This window comes from Pseudomonas sp. GD03903, from assembly GCF_029840045.1.
GTDB lineage: Bacteria > Pseudomonadota > Gammaproteobacteria > Pseudomonadales > Pseudomonadaceae > Pseudomonas > Pseudomonas pseudonitroreducens.
Genome location: NZ_JAOCBT010000032.1, coordinates 41,364 through 59,361, shown reverse-complemented (window position 1 = coordinate 59,361; position 17,998 = coordinate 41,364). Strand labels below are relative to the sequence as shown.

Here is a 17,998-nt window from a genome sequence, read left to right as displayed (position 1 = left end):
AGGGAGAGGGGAGCCGAAATCAGCGGCCGCCCATGATCCCGATGTAGTCCTGGGTCCAGCGGCTGTACGGGACGAACTTGCCGCCCTCGGCCACCGGGGTCTTCCAGAACGCGATCTTGTCGAACTGGTTGTAGCCGTTGGTGGCGCAGCCTTCGCCGCCCAGCAGGGTGCTGGCCTTGCAGCCTTCCGGCACGGCCGGCACGGAGCCGAACCAGGCAGCCACGTCACCTTGCACCTTGGGCTCCAGCGACCAGTTCAGCCACTTGTAGGCGCAGCTCGGATGCTGGGCTTCGGCGTGCAGCATGGTGGTGTCGGCCCAGCCAGTGACGCCTTCCTTCGGGAACACGGTGGCGATCGGCTGACCTTCGGCCTTCAGGGCGTTGGCCTGGTACGGCCAGGCGCTGGAAGCGGCGACGCCTTCGTTCTTGAAGTCGCTCATCTGCACGGTGGTGTCGTGCCAGTAGCGGTGGATCAGGTCATGCTGCTTGCGCAGCAGTTCGACCACGGCGGCGTACTGCTTCTCGTCGAGCTGGTAGGGGTCGGTAATGCCCAGTTCCGGCTGGGTGGCCTTCAGGTACAGCGCGGCGTCGGCGACGTAGATCGGGCCGTCGTAGGCCTGCACGCGGCCCTTGTTCGGCTTGCCGTCGGGCAGGTTCTGCGCGTCGAACACGACTTTCCAGCTGTCCGGCGCGGTGGGGAAGACCTTGGTGTTGTACATCAGCAGGTTCGGGCCCCACTGGTACGGCGCGCCGTAGGTCTTGCCGTTGACCACGTACCAGGCGGCGTCCTTCAGGCGCGGGTCGATGTTCTTCCAGTTGGGGATCAGCGACGGATCGATCGGCTGCACGCGCTTGCCGTAGATCAGGCGCAGGGAGGCGTCGCCCGAAGCGGTGACCAGGTCGTAGCCGCCCTTGGCCATCAGGCTGACCATCTCGTCGGAGGTGGCGGCGGTCTTCACGTTGACCTGGCAGCCGGTGTCCTTCTCGAACTGGGTCACCCAGTCGTAGTTCTTGTCGGACTGGCCGCGCTCGATGTAGCCGGGCCAGGCGATGATGTCCAGACGGCCTTCGCCTTTGCCGACTTCCTTCAGGGCCTCGGCGGCCTGGACGCCGGCGCTGGCCAGCAGGGCGGTGGTGATGGCACTGAGCAGTGCGGTCTTGCGCATCGGGTGTCTCCCTCTCGTTGTTGTCTCTATTGGTGGGGCAGTTCAATCGAGCAACCACCCTCGTGCGAGCGGGCGCGCCGATTCGCCGGGGTGCTTTCTTATGGACCGGCGGGGGCGCCGCCGGGGTCGTTCAATCCAGTTGCTGGCCGTGGCGCGCCATGATGTGGCGCACCACGCTGTAGTCCTGCAGCGAGTCGCTGGACAGGTCCTTGCCGTAGCCCGAGCGCTTGAGCCCGCCGTGGGGCATCTCGCTGGCGAGCATGAAATGGGTGTTGATCCAGGTGCAGCCGTACTGCAGGCGGTTGGCGATCTGGAAGGCCTTGTCGAGGTTCTGCGTCCACACCGAGGAGGCCAGGCCGTATTCGGAGTCGTTGGCCCAGTCCACCGCCTGTTCCAGCTGATCGAAGCGGGTCACGGTGACCACCGGGCCGAACACCTCGCGCTGGACGATCTCGTCCTGCTGCTTGCAGCCGGCCAGCAGGGTCGGCTGGTAGTAGAAACCGGGGCCCGAATGCACGGCGGCGCCGGTGACGCGCTCGATGTGCGGCTGGCCAAGGGCGCGCTCGACGAAGCTGGCCACGCGGTCGCGCTGGCGGGCGCTGATCAGCGGGCTGATCTCGTTATCGGCGTCGCGCTTGCGGGCGAAGCGGATGCTCGCCACGGCATCGCCCAGCTCGGCGACGAGGCGGTCATGGATACCGGCCTGGGCGTAGATGCGGCAGGCAGCGGTGCAGTCCTGGCCGGCGTTGTAGTAACCATGGGTACGCACGCCCTGGACCACGGCTTCGAGGTCGGCATCGTTGCAGACGATCACCGGCGCCTTGCCGCCCAGTTCCAGGTGGGTGCGTTTGAGCGTGCGCGAGGCAGCCTGGAGAATTTTCTGGCCGGTGACGATGTCGCCGGTGAGCGAGACCATGCGCACCTTCGGGTGGCTGACCAGGTGGCTGCCGACGCCTTCGCCGCCGCCACAGACAATGTTGATCACCCCGGCGGGGAGGATTTCGGCCAATGCCGGCGCCAGCGCCAGGATGCTCAGCGGGGTGTGCTCGGACGGCTTGAACACCAGCGTGTTGCCGGCGGCCAGCGCGGGGGCGATTTTCCACGCCGCCATCATCAGCGGGTAGTTCCAAGGCGCAATCGAAGCGACTACGCCCACCGGGTCACGGCGCACCATGCTGGTGTGGCCGGGCACGTACTCGCCGGCGAGCTGGCCCTGCTGGCAACGCACGGCGCCGGCGAAGAAGCGGAACACGTCGGCGGTGGCGGGGATATCGTCCTGGCGCGCGAGATGCAGCGGCTTGCCGCAGTTCAGCGATTCCAGTTGGGCGAGATCGTTCGCGCGCTTGTCGATGGCATCGGCGATGGCCAGCAGCGCGGCGGAACGTTGCGCGGGCGTGGTACGGGCCCAGGCGGGGAAGGCACGGTGTGCAGCGGCGATGGCCTGCTCGACCTGGTCGATGGAACCGTCGGCGATGCTGGCGATGGTTTCGCCCGTGGTCGGGTTGATGATCGGCTCGGCCATGCCTTCGCCGGCGACCAGTTGGCCGTCGATCAGCAAGGCGGTATGCAGGGTTGCGCCGGTCATCTTGGAAACTCGTCTTTTATCTGTCTTGTTTTCGGGGGCCATGTGCGTGCTCCGGCGTAGGGGCGGTGCCCGGAACTTGGCCCTTTGGTATGGGACGAGAGACTAGAGTCCGGACGTGGGGTCGACAAATTCTAATTACTGAAAGCGCCGTTCGATTAAATCGAACGCTGTAAGCCTCTAGATCGCAAGGCGTTTTGCCATTGCGTAGCGGCTTTCGTAGGGCGCATAACGCTGCAAGCGTTATCCGCCATCCATTTTCTCCCGGTCCATTTGGCGGATAACCGCGAGCGGTTATTCGCCCTACATTGGCTCGGCGTGTTTGTGTAATCCGCTCCTCAGATCGACAGGCGCTTTGCGTTGGGCTGCTCGCGGGCGACGGTGAGGAATGGGTCCACCAGCGCCGGCCGCGCGGTGCCGCGACGCCAGGCCAGGCCGACGTCCAATGGTTCGGACAGGTCCACCAGCGGCCGCGCCTCGATGATGTCGCCTTCCAGCGACCAGGGACGGTAGGTCATGTCCGGCTGGATCGACAGGCCCAGGCCCGCCGCCACCAGGCTTCGCACGGCTTCCACCGAGGCGGTGCGCAGCGTCACCTGCGGCACCAGCCCGGCGCGCGACCAGATGCGCTGGGTGTGCAGGCCCATCTCGTCGGCGTTCAGCTGGATCAATGGCTCGCCCGCCACATCGGCCAGGGCGATGCTGTCGCGTTCCAGCAGCGGGTGCTGTGCCGGCAGCCAGAGGCGGTGCGGCGAGTGCGTGAGCACCTCGGTCTGCAGGGCGTGGCGGTCTTCCAGGTTGGAGAGGATCAGCACGCCGACGTCGATCTCGCCGCTCACCAGCAGGTGCTCGATGTACGGGCGCTCGTCCTCCACCACGCGGGTCTTCACGTTGGGGAAGGCGCGCTGGAAGCGGTTGATCAGGTCGGCCAGGTAATAGCCCGCCACCAGGCTGGTCACCCCGATGGTCAGGCTGCCGGCCACCTGGTCGGTGCTCTGCTGCAGGCTGCGCTTGGCGTTCTCCACGGTGGCCAGGATCAGGTGCGCCTGGCGCAGGAACTGATGGCCCTGGTGGGTCAGGGTCATGCCCTTGGCGTGGCGGTCGAACAGACGCACGCCGATCTCTTCTTCCAGTTGCTGGATGGCCAGCGTCAGGGTCGACTGGGAAATGAACACCGCCTGGGCAGCGGCGGAGATCGAGCCGGTCTCGGCGACGGCGATGAAGTGGCGGATCTGGCGGAGGGTCATCATGGGCGTTTGGCCGCTGGCGCGCGGAGCCTCGATCTAGAGCCTTGTCTAGCCGGTCTCGGCGCATTTCATTGTTGACTATCGAAAATCTATAGGAGCATTCTTTTTAATCGAATGGAAGTTGCCTATTTGCCCTGCGGACCCGCCGAGAAAGGCCCGCAATATCCGGAAGCACTCTGCAACTCCGCTGTCACAAGGCTGCGAGCTAGAGTCGGAGGCCTGACTTTTCATCTCGATAGCTAGTGGAGATCGCCATGAACACACGCGGCCTGCTCGACCAACTGCTCAAGTCCGGGCAGGAACTGATGCAGAACAAGGGCCTGGCCCAGCAGGGCGGCGGCCAACCCGCACAGGGCGGCAGCAAGGGTGGCCTGGACCTCGGCAGCCTGCTCTCCGGCGCCGGTGGCGGCGCCCTGGCGGCGGGTGCGCTGGGCCTGCTGATGGGCAGCAAGAAGGCGCGCAAGGTGGGCGGCAAGGTCGTCGCCTATGGCGGCCTGGCGGCGCTCGGCGTGCTCGCCTACAAGGCCTACGGCAACTGGCAGCAGAAACAGGCCAGCGCCCCGCGCGGCGAGCCGCAGACCGTCGACCGCCTGCCGCCGGCCCAGGCCGAGCAGCACAGCCACGCCATCCTGCGGGCCATCGTCGCCGCCGCGAAGGCCGACGGACATATCGATGATCGCGAACGCCAACTGATCGATGGCGAGATTGCCAAACTCACCGGCGACCTCGAGCTGCAAGGCTGGCTCGACCGCGAACTGGCCAAGCCGCTAGACCCGGCCGAAGTCGCCCGCGCTGCCACCAGCGAGGAAATGGCCGCCGAGATGTACCTGGCCAGCCTGCTGATGGTCGACGAGACCAACTTCATGGAGCGCGCCTATCTCGATGAACTGGCGCGCCAGCTGAGTCTCGACGCCGGCCTCAAGGTCGAGCTGGAAGCGCAGGCGCAGAAAGCGCTGGATGCCGTACCCGCGTAAACCCGTGACCACCCTCGCAAGCGCTGGATAAAGCTCGCGCCGGCGCCGCTTCGCCTGGCACCCGCCGGCGCCGCGCAGCAGTCTCCGTCGCTGGGCGTCCCGCCCATTCCGGGCCGGCCGGCGGACGGCGCTGGCGCATCGGTGTGGCGGGACTATCGTTGCCCAACGCACACCGCGCGATGGCGAGGGACTGGTCATGAACACAACCGATCTACTGGAACAACTGCTGCGGGCCGGACAAGGCTCGGCAGCACAACAGCAACAGGGCGGCGCCGGTGGCGCGGACCCGCTCGGTGGCCTGGGTGGCTTGCTCGGTGGGCTGCTGGGCGGCGGCGGTGGCGGTGGCCTCGGTTCGATTCTCGGCGGCGCTGGCGCGGGTGGCTCCGGCGGCGGTGGTCTGGGCGGCCTGGGTGGTGTGCTGGGCAGCATGCTCGGCGGTGGCAGCAGCGCTGGCGGTGCATCCCAGGGTCGTTCCACGGGGGGCGGCGTCAACTACGCCATGCTCGCCTCACTGGGCATGATGGCTTACCAGGCCTATCAGAACTGGCAGCGCCAGCAGAGCGCCAATCCCTCCCAGCAGCAATCGCTGACCACTGTCGACCAGCTCGACGGCCCCGAAGCCGAGGCGCACAGCCATGCCATCCTCCAGGCGATGCTGGCGGCGGCCAAGGCTGACGGTCGTATCGATGAGCGCGAACAGGCGGCCATCCAGGCCGAGTTGCAGCGCCATGCCGGCGAGCCGCAGCTGCAAGCGTGGATCGACGCCGAAATGTGCAAGCCGCTCGACGCCGCCGATGTCGCCCGGGCAGCCCAGGGGGACCCCGCGGTAGCCGCCGAGATGTACCTGGTCAGCGTGATGCTGGTAGACGACCAGCAGGACACCGAGCGCACCTACCTCGACGAGCTCGCCTACAACCTCAATCTCGACCCGCAGTTGCAGGCGCACCTGGAACAGCAGGCGAAGGCCGGCGGTGAAGTAGCTTGATACAACTCAGGGCATGGCTGTAGGAGCATTCGTACAATCTGACGGTCAGAGAGGCTCGGACGAGCGCACCCGCGCGGTGCGCTCGCCCTTCAATTTTCTGCAAGGAGGCTTCATGCCGTTCGCTCGTTTCGCCCTGCCCGCCGCGCTGCTGCTCAGCGCCACCGCCACCCTGGCCAACGCCGCCAAGCTCGAAGATGTCGCGCCCTATCCCAAGGCTGATGAAGGCTTCGTGCGCCAGGTCATCCACCTGCCCAAGCAGGCCCATGAAGAGAACTTCAAGGTCGAGATCCTCGCCGGCAAGACGTTGACCGTCGACTGTAACCGTCAGCGCCTGGGCGGCACCCTGGAAGAGAAGACCCTGGAAGGCTGGGGCTACTCCTACTACCGCCTGGACAAGGTCAGCGGCCCGGCCAGCACCCTGATGGCCTGCCCGGAAGGCAAGAGCAAGAAGGACTTCGTCCCGGTGATCGGCGAAGGCTTCGTGCTGCGCTACAACAGCAAGCTGCCCATCGTGATCTACGCGCCGAAGGACGTCGAAGTGCGCTACCGCCTCTGGTCCGCCTCCGACAAGGTCGAGCACGCCCGCGCGGAGTAACGCCCCAGCGCTTTGCTCTCGTAGGAGCGAGCTCGCTCGCGAACAGCTTTCCTCTGGGCCCCGGCGTTGGCTGGGTTCGCGAGCAAGCTCGCTCCTACAAATAAGCTGTCACCACAACCTCCGGGCGCTCTTCCGGCTCACTGCAGTGGTGCTCCCAGATGCGTCGGTACAAGCCTTCCAGATCGCGGGTGAAGCGCGCTGTGTCGAACAGCGGCGATGTCATTCTCGCTGCGCGCAGCCGCTGGCGCAGGTCATCGCGTTTCGCGTGGTCCAGGGCCAGCGCCTTGAGCCGTTCGAAATAGTCCTGCGTATCGGTTGCCACCAGCTCATCGAACCCGTGCGCCTTCAGCAGGCTGCCCGCCACTCGGCTGGTGAACGTCTCCCCGAGCCGAGTCATCAGCGGTACGCCGACCCACAGAGCATCGCTGGCGGTGGTGTGCGAGGTGCAGGGGAAGCTGTCCAGAGCCAGGTCCGCCAATGCCAGGCGTGCCAGATGTTCGTCCTGCTTCAGCCGAGGTGCAAACACCAGGCGCTCGGCGTCGACGCCGCGCGCCTGTGCTTCCCGGCGCAGGTTGTCGCAAGCTTCCGTCGCCTCGGGCTCCAGCAGCCACAGAACGCTGCCGGGCACCTCCCGTAGCAGCCGGCACCAGAGTTCGAACTCGCCGGGATTCAGCTTGAGCAACTGGTTGAAGCTGCAGAACACCAAGCCGTGTTCCGGCAGCCCTGCATCGATGCGGCTGGCGTGATCGGCCAGTGGCCGATCACGGTCATTGGGCTGGTAACTGTGCGGCATCAGCGCCAGGGTTTCGCTGAAGTGCCCGGCATGTTCGGCCGGGGTCAAGGTGGCATCGCCAATCAGATAATCGGCCAACCGCGGATGACCCAGGCTGCCCGGATAGCCCAGCCAACTGACGATCACCGGCGCCGGACGCCGCGCAGTGATACCCAGGCGCGCGCCGGTGGTGTAGCCCTTCAGGTCGACCAGAAGGTGCAGGCGCTGCTCGGCGATCAGCTTTGCTGCCGCCTCGTCGGACAACTCGCGCAACTCATGGCGCGGCAGCCCGGTCGCGGCAATGCGGCGGGTGAAATAGTCCTCGCGCGGTGGGCTGTAGTCGAACAGCTGGATATCCACCTTGGCGCTGTCATGCGCTTCCAGCACGCCCATCATCAGGTGCATCGTCGCGTGGCCATAGAAGTCGCTGGACAGGTAGCCGATGCGCAGTCGTTCATTCTGCTCGGGCTCGACGGCCAGCGGTGCGGCGGTGAGTTCTCCAGGCCAGTTGGACTCGGCAAAGTGGTGACCGGCATCGCGGTGCAGCTCGGGAGTCAGTGCCGGCAGGTTGATCAGGCTCCAGGGATCGATGGATTCCTGAGTCGGATTGCCCAGTTGCTGCAGGGTGGCGGCATCGGTCGCGGCCAGTTGCGGCCAGCTGGCCAAGGCCCGCAACACCCACTGCAATTCGGCCCAGCTACCGGCCTTGGCGAACCAGCCAGCGGCGTCGGCGAAGCGCTTGCCGTCTTCCAGTGCCCTGGCAAATTCCAACTGCAATTCGGCACTGCCGGGACTCAGCGCCAGGGCGTGCTCGAGGAGCGACATCGCCTCTTCCTGCCTGCCCTGCGTGCGTAAGAGATTGCCCAGGTTCTTGTAGGCCAGCAGGTAACCGGGCTGGCTGGCAATGGCCTGGCGATAGAACTGCTCAGCCTCGGCGTAGTGACGCTGGTGGTCGAGGAGATTGGCCAGGTTGTTGGCCGCTTTCGCGTTTCCGGGTTCCAGGCGCAGGCAGTTGCGCAGCGCCTCCGAGCTGGCCGGCGTGTCTCCCAGGCTCTGCTCGGCCAGGGCCAGGTTCAGGTAGCAGGAGGCGTCCTTGCGCACCCCCAGCGCGCGCTTGAACAGCTCCCGTGCCTGGGCAGCCTTTCCCAGCATCAGGCAGGCGGCGCCACACAGGTGCAGTACTTCTGCATCGCGGGGCTTGGTCCGTAGCAGCTGTCGCGCCATGGCTTCGCCGCGCTCAGCGTTGCCGCTCTGCAGCGCGGCCAGAACGGATTGCGCGGAAAGGGTAGGACGATGCTGGCGCATGCTGTGCTCCGAAAAAGAGGAGGCTGGGCCTCTATTCAAGTTCTCTGTGGTGAAATTGGATGCCGGTTTCCGGCTACCTTCCGGTTACGCCCGAGCGGATTTCATGCCGGCGCTGAGCGCCTGGTGAGATCGATGGTTTCGCGCCGTCCGATCCTGGCCTGCTCGTGCATGGCGTTGAACAGTTGCTCGAGTTGAGCGGCGAACTTCTCGGGCTGGTACAGCACCGAGGTCGTCAACTGCTCGCCGAGTCTCTGGCGAATCGCCTGCCGTTTGGCGGCGTCCTTGGCCAGTGCGATGGCCAGTTCCACATAGTCACGACGGCTGGTGGTGCACAGTTCCTGCAAATTCAACGCGTGCAACAGGCTCCCAGCCATGCGGCTGACCAGCGTTTCGCCCATGTAGGTAACCAGTGGCACACCGGCACGCAGGGTATCGCTGGCGGTGGCGCCGGAGTTGTAGGGGAAGGTGTCCAGGGCGATATCGGCGAGGGCGAGCCGCGCGCGATGTTCCGCCAAGGGTTTGCGGGCGGCAAAGACAATGCGCTCTGCCGCGACGCCACGCTTCCGGGTCTCCTTCAGCAGATTGCTGCGGATGACCTCCGAAGACCCCGGTGCTATCCACAACACGCTGTCGGGAACATTGCGGAGAATTTCGCACCAGTCGTCCCAGAGCTGCGGCGTCAATTTGAAGACCTGATTGAAGCTGCAGAAGACCACGGCGTTGTCCGGCAAACCCTCTTGCGACCGTGGTGGTGGCGGGGCCAGTGGCGTCAAAGGGCAGTTCGGCTGGAAGCACTCGGGCATCAGCGCCAGTGCCTCGCTGAACTGCCAGGCATTTGCCGGCGGCGTGGCAATGGCGTCGCCGATGATGTAATCCGCCAGACGAGGCTCGCCCAGAGAGCCCATGTAGCCAATCCACGATGCAATGACGGGGGCCGGCCGCAAGGCGCAGATGCCCGGTCGGGCATGGGTGGTGTAGCCGGTGAGGTCGACCAGGATATCGATCCGGTCATCGCGAATCAGGGTGGCGACTTCCTGGTCCTCCATACGGCTGACGACCGTGAAATGGTCGGCTGCGGTGATCAGCTGGCGTCGCTCGGCGTCATCCACTTCCGGCCCGTAGGCATACAGGAATGCTTCGAAATTCTCCCGGTCGTGGGCGGCGATGACCTGGGTGACCAGATGAGCCACCGGGTGATTGCGAAAGTCCGCCGACAGATACCCCACCCGCAGGCGCCCGTTGCGGGCGCTGGCAACCGTGGAAACCATGGGCGGCACCGCCAGCGCAGCGGCCCAGCGGGTGCGGCCAAACAGACCCGCCAGGCGGCACTGGGTGGCCGCGTCGATTTCCGGCCAGGCGAGCAGATTCAAAGGCTGGAACTCGCTGGAATCGCCCTGCGGCAGCGCGGCCAGGAAGTCGCTCATTGCAGGGCCCTGGTTTTCGTCCCAGTCGGTGAGGCCGCGACGCAGGCCAAGGATGCGGCCGATGAGCTGGAAATTGTTCGGCTGCAGGACGAGCGCCTGCCGGAGGCTGTTCAAGGCATCGTCCGGCCGCCCACTTCGCTCAAGAATGTCCGCCAGATTGAGGTGGGCCTGGAGGTAGTTTGGATCGTGGGCGATGGCGGCGCGGAAGCTCTCCTCTGCACCAGCCTTGTCACCCAGGATCGAGTCGAGCGCATGGCCGAGGTTGTTGTGCGCATTGGCGTAGCCAGGATTGGCCGCGATCGCTCGTCGGTAGCACTCCAGCGCTTCCTGGCGGCGCTCGGCCTTGAAGCTGTTCTTCAGGATATTGCCCAGGTTGTTCCAGGCTTGGGCCGCACGTGGATTCAGCGCAACGGCGCGACGATAGGCTGACTCAGCCTCCGGCAATCGGTGCATGGCCGCAAGTGTGAGCCCGAGATTGGTATAAGCGTCGAAGCTGTTACCCGCGGCTGCGGCAGCCTTGAGATAGTGTTCGGATTCTTGCAGGTCGTTGCTTAGGTAGCTGATAACGCCGGCATAAAGCAGGCCACCGGGATGACTCGGTGCAAGTTTCAGCAGCTTGCTACGGCAAAGCTCTAAGGCCTGTGTGTACTGATTGCTCTGATAGAGCGCCGTGACTTGTGCAAAGACCTTCTGGACGAGACTGGCCTGGCGATGCTGATTGGGACGTGCTGGCGGTATTCGAGAAGGGCGCTTCATTTCAAAGTCTCTAAGGGGCGTCTGACCAGAAGTGGGTATTTTGTCAGATGGGCTTATAGATATTTCCTATTCGAGTGTAGGATTATTCCTTTTCGACTCTTACTCTTTTGTTGTATCGGGGCTATTGGTTTCAGAAGTTATTTGGCTAGAGTGTCATTTATGGGTTTCTCAGATTGCTGCCGGGTCCCGCGGAAAAATTTTGCCGAGAGTTTCCCGGAAATAGGATAAATGACGATTAACAAGCCTTTCAGGCAAAATGGATTGTGGGAAACTGACAGAGGTGTTGGAATTGTGAACTACATGCAAGCATAAACCCATCTCGTCCGCGGGTAATGCAAGTCGGACTCCTCGTGCACGTGCTGCGGCCGCAAAAATACCATCTTCATTGAATGAAACCGGCTCGAATGGCTGGGAAGCCCATAAGCGTTTTGTGTAAATGTAGCTGAAGCCAAATCCAAGATAGTTGTCAGCGAATCTTTTACTGTTCGCTGGAAAGCTAAGGACTGTCATCGGCCCTTCATCCCACCGGAAGTGCAAGCCACTTGTGTGCATCAAGTCCCAATATGCGAACGCATGATGGATGGTGCTGTAGAGAAAGAATGCACTGAGCTTGGCAAAGTCTGCTTCTTGAAGGCGCATATGCTCAAGCATGGTGCTGATATAGTTAGGTCCATAGATCTCATCATCATCGAAGTGTGCAATAATTTCTCCGCGAGAAAGTTCAATTGCGATGTTTCGCTTCTCACCTATTGTTTTTCTTGAGGAAAGGTGCAGGTAGGTAACTCTTGGGTCGTTTAGTGTTGAAATGAAGGCGCTCGGCTTATTGCTGTCATCGATGACTATCCATTCGATAGAAACATCCTGCTGTGCGCAAAATGAATGATAGGCAAAAGGTAAAAATTCCTCGCGGTTCCATGTGGGCGTAATAATGCTTACAGTGGGTGTATCCTTACTATTGGAAAGATGGACTGGCATCGTGAATGCTCCCTGTTTAATTAATATTGATAGTAATTGGATTTTTATATTGCGAGCGGAGGCTGTAGTCGCAGTTCCTGACTCTTTTAACGCCAACATAGAGTTGGGTGTCGGAGCGCGATGGATCCAATCTGACCAGCGTGCGGAAAGTCTTCAGCAACTGGCGGTAATGATTGGTCCGGTTGAAAGTACAGACCTGCGCAAATGGCGCGTCGTTGGTTTGGAGGAGCGCACTCCATGGGGATCGACAGAATGGATATGCTTCATTTGTATCGGCCTGTTCAGTGGCATCGCGAAGCGAAGGTGACGCAATTCCGACCAGGCCGTTTCCTTTGTCGGTTAGACGTGCCAATAACCGGAGTGCCGGCAGAGATTTTTCGGGCAATGTGCCTTGCATGAGCGAGGAGCATGTCTTTGGATGGGATGTCAGGGATGGATGATTCATGCTGAATTAATGACAGTGAGAGAAATATTGGGGTCGACAGTCGATGCCGGTTGGTGGGGCTGGGGATTTTTCCTGTTGGCCGTGACTGCTGGTGTTAGTTGTCAGATTTCCCAGGAGCATTTCCAGGCCTTTATATATCTCCACCTATCCCGGCACCTGACTAGCCGCTCAGGAGACCACTACCCCTGGCGTATCCTGACCATTACTGCAGTTCATCCCAATATATTGGCGAAGAAATGGTCGCCAGCTACGCTGCTGTGATTCGACAGGTCTGAGTTCAATCGGGGTGGAGTGCGATTTAGAATTTCCTGGGTATCAAGGCTCTGATCTTCCAATAAGCTGTCAGTAGATCGGGGTCTTTGGACTTTGAATATTCACTCTTTAGAAAATCGCAAGTCTGCAATAAGCGGCGTGTGCGAGGGGTTTCGTCGAACAATCGCCTGAAAATGGGGGTGTGGCTTATGTCGAGGCTGCTGGTGTTGAACTCGTTGCTGGACAAAATAATCGATGGGAAGCGCTCTTGCACGAAGGTTTTCAATGGCGCTTTGTTTCGTACCGATCCATAACTGGTCATTCCGCCTAGTTCTTTGGCTAATGGCTCTTTGCCTTTTTCGACCAAGTCAAATAAGGCGCTAGCAAGTTCGAGCCATTTTTTCCAGTAGGCAGGTTTGGCGATGATGAAGTTACAGAAAGCACTGTTGCCAGAGTGTCCGACAAAGGTGGGTATGTCTAGGTCGATTCCCATAAGGTCGGAGAATTCCTGGCTGCATTTCATAAGGCCGGGATGGAATAAATCACCCTGTTCAAAGGGGTTTATGAAGTAGGCGAGTTGATCCCAAGAGTACGATATCGTGACTACATCTGTATTTGAGTCAACCTTGTTTATAAAGCTGTAAATATCCTCTGCTCGCAGGCCGGTTTTTGCGTGGAATTTGGGGGATAGAAATCCGTACCAGGTGTCGTCGGAAAGATTTTCATTTTCCAGAAATTTTTTGATAACCCATAGTTCGTACCAGTCTGGTCTTTGGTTGTCAGTATTGTTCAGTGGAACGAATCCAGGGTCCAGTGAGTTCTTGGAGTTTGTGTCGTAATAAATTTGATATATTAAGGAGTTCATCATGTTGTCTATAGCTGAAAGGGTGATTAGGATCTTAACTGTTGTATCCCATCGCTCCAGCGGCGTTGACAGGCTTGAAGGAAGCCGTCGCGTTGCTCGCGGCTCTCTCCATGCCTTGAAGTATTGCTACTAAGCAGACGTGGCAGCACATCAAGACCGGCCTCTACCTCAGTTACAGGCAGAGAGGGTGGGCTCAGCCAACGGAGCAAAGGCTCCACACGATCAACATCGGGTTGGTTGAGTTCAGGAAAGAACTCATTGAGTACCTGGCGGCGGATGCCGCTAGTAATTTCTTCCATCAATCCTCGGTTTCCGGACTGCTGTTGACTATGCGAACGATAGCTCAACAGAGTTTTCGGGAGATTGGCGAACTTTCCTCCACGGCACATTGAATTTACGAAGAATCCATAGTCTGCAGCGCCCTTCTGAATTGGGTCGAAGCTCAATGCATGCTCTTCGATGAAGGACTTTCGAATCATTATCGTAGGGTTGAATAGGTTATGCATGGCTGGCAAAAAATTTGTCTTTATATCAGCATCTAGTTGTGGTGCGCTTAAAGCCCCGCTGCTTGAGCCAAATGCTCGCATCTGCCCGCTAGCCATGCAAATACTTGGATTGTTCTTGAGGAAATTTACTTGCCATCCCAAACGTTGCGGTTCTGATATATCATCTTGGTCGGCATGTGCAATATAGTCGCCCTGCGCTAGTCGGTGTCCGAGGTTGGTAGTGCTGGCGGTGCCTAAGTTGGTCGAATTTTCGATGTAGCGGATACGTTTGTCACGGCTTTGATATTGCTGACAGATTTCTTGACTGCTGTCTGTAGAGGCATCATTAATGAGTAGGACTTCAAAGTCCTTGAGGCTTTGTGCGAGAAGTGAGTCAAGGCATTCACCTAGGAATGCTTCTCCATTATAAACGGGAAGTACTACGCTGACTTTAGGCATGGTTTAGTCCATGAGCAGATAAATATAGAGGGCGGTGCTCTTGCGAACACCGCCAAAGCTAAATCAGCTCCAAGCAGCAGCTATCACCGGTGCAAGTGTCTGCTGATAGTTGGAGGGGAGGGTGGTCTGACCAAGCGCAGGAGGTGAGAACGCCGCCATGGCGTTGACCAGCTGGTCAACTTTTCCAAGTGACAGGGTTTTTCCATCGCTGGTTTGGAATTTTTCGATATAGTTCTCTGACCAATTTGTCTGTTGATTTGGATACCAGAATTCAATAGAAACTTTGTCAGTGGTTCCGATAAGTCCTACTGTCAGGGTTCCATAGAACGACTCTTTGCTAAACCAGAGTTGATCAAAGTTAATGCCTTCCCCAAATTGAAGGACATCCACATCTGTCTTGGAGGACGCTACATCTTTTCCGGCTTCTTGGATTCGATCGGAACCGTCGCCTCTGTTGAATATATATGTGTCATTACCACCTCCACCTGACAGGATGTCATCGCCCTTTCCGCCAGTGATTACGTTGTTGCCGCCGCCAATGCGAATGCTGTTGGATAAGTCATTTCCCACAATGCTGATGTTGTTTCCGAGGGATGGCGAGTAGAAGTTCTCGAGGTTTTCGGTCATCTTGTGCGAAAGTATGCTATCGGAACAGATGGTGATAGTGTCTATTCCCTCGCTTTGATATTCAATTATTGATGCTGATGCGTCGAAAATGTTGTATTGATCATTTCCGTTGCCGCCATACAGTAAGTCGCCACCTGCATCGCCATACAGAGTATCGTTTCCGTCGCCTCCGTACAGAGTGTCGCGCCCACCAAATCCCTGCATTACGTCATTGCCGGAATTTCCGAAGAGAACGTTATCGTAACCGTTTCCTAGAATGATATTGTTCAGATTGTTACCGAATCCGTTTATTGATGAACTTCCCGCAAGTGTCAAGTTCTCAATATTAGATGCCAGCGTGAAACTAACGCTGGAATTTACGGTGTCGATGCCCTCGTTGCTATTCTCGGTGACCGTGTCCCCGGCGCTGTCGACGTAGTAGATATCGTTTCCTGCACCACCAAACATCGTGTCGGACCCGGTGCCACCGTCCAAAGTGTCATTTCCTGCTCCACCGTAAAGAGTATCGTTCCCCGTACCGCCGTAAAGTAAGTCGTTTCCATCGTTTCCGTATATTATATCGTTTCCGCTCTCTCCCCAAATAGTGTTGTTAAGTTCATTGCCAGTAATGGTGTCGTTACCTTGTGTGCCTCGAGCATTTTCTATGTTTGCGCCATAAGCTATGCCGATGGCACTAGTACCGTTGTACATTCTAGTGATGTCGCCATCGTTACGGTTTACGGGGATGTAAACAGAGCTGCGTGTGCCGTTTGTCAGATTCAAATCGGTACCCAGCGAGAAACGGCTTAGGTCGATAGTATCTGTGCCTCCTCCATCCCAGATGGTGTCATAGAAATTTAGAGTGGATGGGTCGTAGATGTAGGTTGTGTTGTCAGAGTTGTAATTATAGTTTGCTCCATAGAGGTATTGGATTGCAGCTATGTCATTTATGCTAAGGTTTTTTAATTTTGCATGACCTAGGAATTCCCAGTTCTTGTAAAGCATGGTTCTGTATTTTTCGTCGAATGGGTATGAGCTTTGCCCGTTGTACGACATTACAGTATCTATGAAGGAGTATTTTTTGCTTGTTGGATTGGTTTGATAAACTCCGTTTATTAATTCCTTTGTGTGGCTCAGGCCAAGGATATGGCCGATCTCATGTGCTGCTGTTATCCAGTCATATTCATTCTGTTGGCTGATTTGGAGTTGAACAGTGGCGAAAGGAGCTCCGTTGTTCATGACCGCAATTCCAGCAGCGCCGATACTGTACAGATTTTCCGCTGAAGTAATGCTTAATTCTGTTTCCGTGGAGCTGGCTATTTCTCGGAAATTTATATTTGCTACTTCGCTGTATCTGGCCATTGCATACTGAACTTGGGCTAGCATGGCACCATCTAGCTGTTTTGATACGTACGGGTCATTTGGCCAGTTTGGTATTGTGCGGCTCCAATAGATTGTTCTGTCGCTCTTTAGTCTAAAATGTTGGTCGCTGAGTATTGAGTCAATTAACTCGTTTCCTGTTTTTTGCGTGAGGTCACTGTATACGGTCATATTTGTCTCTCCGTGTTGGCTTGTGATGAAGTTGTTGAGTCTGGCCATTTCTGGTTTTTAAAATTGTTTTCTTGGCGTTTGGAGTATCCTGAGAATGGTTGTGTTTACTGAATTCTCGGTCGACTCATCGTTCTTCCAAACTCTCATCCACATACCGCTTCAGTGGACTCAGGAAGTACTCGATAACCCGTTGCTTATCCGTCTTTATTTCCGCACGCACAGCCATGCCCGGTGTCAGTGGCCGATCTTCGCTGCCGACACGGATGTGGCTCTGCGCAAGTTCAATGCGCAGGTTGTAGAGCAGGCCGCGCTTTTCGTCTTCGATAGCGTCTTCGGAGAGATCCAGCACGGTTCCGTGGAGCACGCCGTACTTGGTGAAATTGAAGGCCTCGACCTTCACGGACACGTCCTGCCCTGGGTGGACAAAGCCGATGTCCTTGTTCTCCAGTTGCGCTTCGATTTCCACCGGTTGGTCGCGTGGCACCAGGACCATCAGCGGTTGCGCCTCGGTGACCACGCCGCCAGCGGTGTGGATTGCCAGTTGCTGCACGGTGCCATCGACCGGTGCGGTGAGGCGGGTGAGGTTGTCGAGGCTTTGCGCCTTGTGCAGTTCCTGCTGAAGCGCTGCGGCTTTCTGTTCGGATTGATGCAGCAGGTCGAGCATCGCCCGGCGGTTCTGCGCCAGGGTGGTTTCGCGTTGTTGCCGTGCGGCCTGGTATGCCGAGGTGAGTTCGATGATTCGGCTTTTCTGCTCGGTGAGCTGACGCTCCTGCTCCATCTGCTCCTGCTGTTTGTTCAGGTAATGGTGCTTGGGCACCAGGCCTTTTTCCGCCAGGCGCGCATAGTCGGCGGTGATGCGTTGGGTAATCGGCAGTATCTGTTCCAGCTTGCTGGCGGACTGCTTGGCGGCGTGTATTTCTGCGCTGCGCTGAGAGATCAGCGCTTCCTGTTGGGCCAGGGCGCTATGCAGCTCCTGGTATTGGCCTGCCAGCCAGCGATTGGCGGCTTGCTGCTGTGCGACTCCGGCCTGCGGCAATCTGCCGGCCACATCGGCGGGCGCGTGCTGGCTGTCGATGGCGTCAAGCATGGCCTGTGCGCGCACCGCATCCACCTGGCTGGCGAGCAAGTCGCTGCCCAGGCGCTCGACGTCGGCGCCGGTCTGGCTGCTGTCCAGTTCGACCAGTAGTTCGCCGGCCTTCACGGTTTGGCCGTCGTGCACGTGTATGGCTTTCACCACGGCCACTTCGTGCGGTTGGATGACCTTGCTGCGGCCGCTGGGCACGATGCGGCCGCTGGCAGTGGCGACGATGTCGACCTGGCCGATGCAGGCCCAGAGCAAGGCCAGGCCAGCGAAGGCCATGATCAGCCATTGCAGGTAGCGTGGGGCCGGGTGCACCGGGGTTTCCTGCAGGGCGAGGGCTGCCGGGAGGAAGTGGCTTTCGTGCGGCAGGCGCGCTGTGCTGTCGAGCTGGCGGCGCTGGCGCCAGGCGTGTTTCCACGCCTGGTGGTAACGCTGCAGGAGTTCGTGCTGGGCGGCGAGGCGAGGCTTCATCTG

At 59.3% G+C, this 17,998-nt stretch carries 13 protein-coding genes; 3 read left to right on the top strand and 10 right to left on the bottom strand.

Annotation, left to right across the window (positions count from 1 at the left end):
• Positions 1 to 19: 19 nt before the first annotated feature.
• The 3 genes from ydcS to N5C91_RS30025 all read right to left on the bottom strand — a co-directional run bounded on the left by ydcS (position 20) and on the right by N5C91_RS30025 (position 3,997).
• Complete coding sequence (gene ydcS, locus N5C91_RS30035; RefSeq protein ID WP_024765696.1) at positions 20 to 1,165, bottom strand: putative ABC transporter substrate-binding protein YdcS; 1,146 nt, start codon at positions 1,163 to 1,165, stop codon at positions 20 to 22.
• 130 nt (positions 1,166 to 1,295) lie between these two features.
• Positions 1,296 to 2,792 (bottom strand): gamma-aminobutyraldehyde dehydrogenase, encoded by a 1,497-nt coding sequence (locus tag N5C91_RS30030; RefSeq protein ID WP_236174686.1) that lies wholly within the window; start codon positions 2,790 to 2,792, stop codon positions 1,296 to 1,298.
• A 293-nt stretch (positions 2,793 to 3,085) separates the two neighbouring features.
• Positions 3,086 to 3,997, bottom strand: coding sequence for a LysR family transcriptional regulator (locus tag N5C91_RS30025; RefSeq protein WP_024765694.1), 912 nt, complete (start codon positions 3,995 to 3,997; stop codon positions 3,086 to 3,088).
• Positions 3,998 to 4,248: 251 nt separating this feature from the next.
• Between N5C91_RS30025 and N5C91_RS30020 the strand changes: the two genes are divergently transcribed.
• The 3 genes from N5C91_RS30020 (at position 4,249) to eco (ending at position 6,548) form a co-directional block, all read left to right on the top strand.
• Positions 4,249 to 4,968: a tellurite resistance TerB family protein gene (locus N5C91_RS30020; protein WP_236198388.1), complete on the top strand. Its 720-nt coding sequence runs from the start codon at positions 4,249 to 4,251 to the stop codon at positions 4,966 to 4,968.
• 196 nt (positions 4,969 to 5,164) lie between these two features.
• On the top strand, positions 5,165 to 5,953 hold the full coding sequence (locus N5C91_RS30015) for a tellurite resistance TerB family protein (RefSeq protein WP_279834036.1): 789 nt from the start codon (positions 5,165 to 5,167) through the stop codon (positions 5,951 to 5,953).
• 112 nt (positions 5,954 to 6,065) lie between these two features.
• The gene (gene eco / locus N5C91_RS30010; protein ID WP_236174683.1) at positions 6,066 to 6,548 is read left to right on the top strand and encodes a serine protease inhibitor ecotin; all 483 of its coding nucleotides are present in this window, start codon (positions 6,066 to 6,068) and stop codon (positions 6,546 to 6,548) included.
• Positions 6,549 to 6,642: 94 nt separating this feature from the next.
• Here the strand turns inward: eco and N5C91_RS30005 are convergent, their stop codons facing one another.
• From N5C91_RS30005 to N5C91_RS29975, 7 genes are all read right to left on the bottom strand, one after another.
• Positions 6,643 to 8,625: a tetratricopeptide repeat protein gene (locus tag N5C91_RS30005; protein ID WP_279834035.1), complete on the bottom strand. Its 1,983-nt coding sequence runs from the start codon at positions 8,623 to 8,625 to the stop codon at positions 6,643 to 6,645.
• 101 nt (positions 8,626 to 8,726) lie between these two features.
• A complete protein-coding gene (locus N5C91_RS30000) occupies positions 8,727 to 10,805 on the bottom strand; it encodes a tetratricopeptide repeat protein (RefSeq protein ID WP_279834034.1) in 2,079 nt (692 codons plus the stop codon).
• 168 nt (positions 10,806 to 10,973) lie between these two features.
• Positions 10,974 to 11,780, bottom strand: a complete 807-nt coding sequence (locus tag N5C91_RS29995; protein ID WP_279834033.1) for a glycosyltransferase — start codon at positions 11,778 to 11,780, stop codon at positions 10,974 to 10,976.
• 743 nt (positions 11,781 to 12,523) lie between these two features.
• Positions 12,524 to 13,342: a hypothetical protein gene (locus N5C91_RS29990; protein WP_279834031.1), complete on the bottom strand. Its 819-nt coding sequence runs from the start codon at positions 13,340 to 13,342 to the stop codon at positions 12,524 to 12,526.
• Between the two features lie 26 nt (positions 13,343 to 13,368).
• Positions 13,369 to 14,286 (bottom strand): glycosyltransferase, encoded by a 918-nt coding sequence (locus tag N5C91_RS29985; protein ID WP_279834029.1) that lies wholly within the window; start codon positions 14,284 to 14,286, stop codon positions 13,369 to 13,371.
• Positions 14,287 to 14,349: 63 nt separating this feature from the next.
• A complete protein-coding gene (locus N5C91_RS29980; protein ID WP_279834028.1) occupies positions 14,350 to 16,443 on the bottom strand; it encodes a M12 family metallo-peptidase in 2,094 nt (697 codons plus the stop codon).
• A 124-nt stretch (positions 16,444 to 16,567) separates the two neighbouring features.
• Positions 16,568 to 17,995, bottom strand: a complete 1,428-nt coding sequence (locus N5C91_RS29975; RefSeq protein WP_279834026.1) for an HlyD family type I secretion periplasmic adaptor subunit — start codon at positions 17,993 to 17,995, stop codon at positions 16,568 to 16,570.
• Between the last annotated feature and the right edge of the window lie 3 nt (positions 17,996 to 17,998).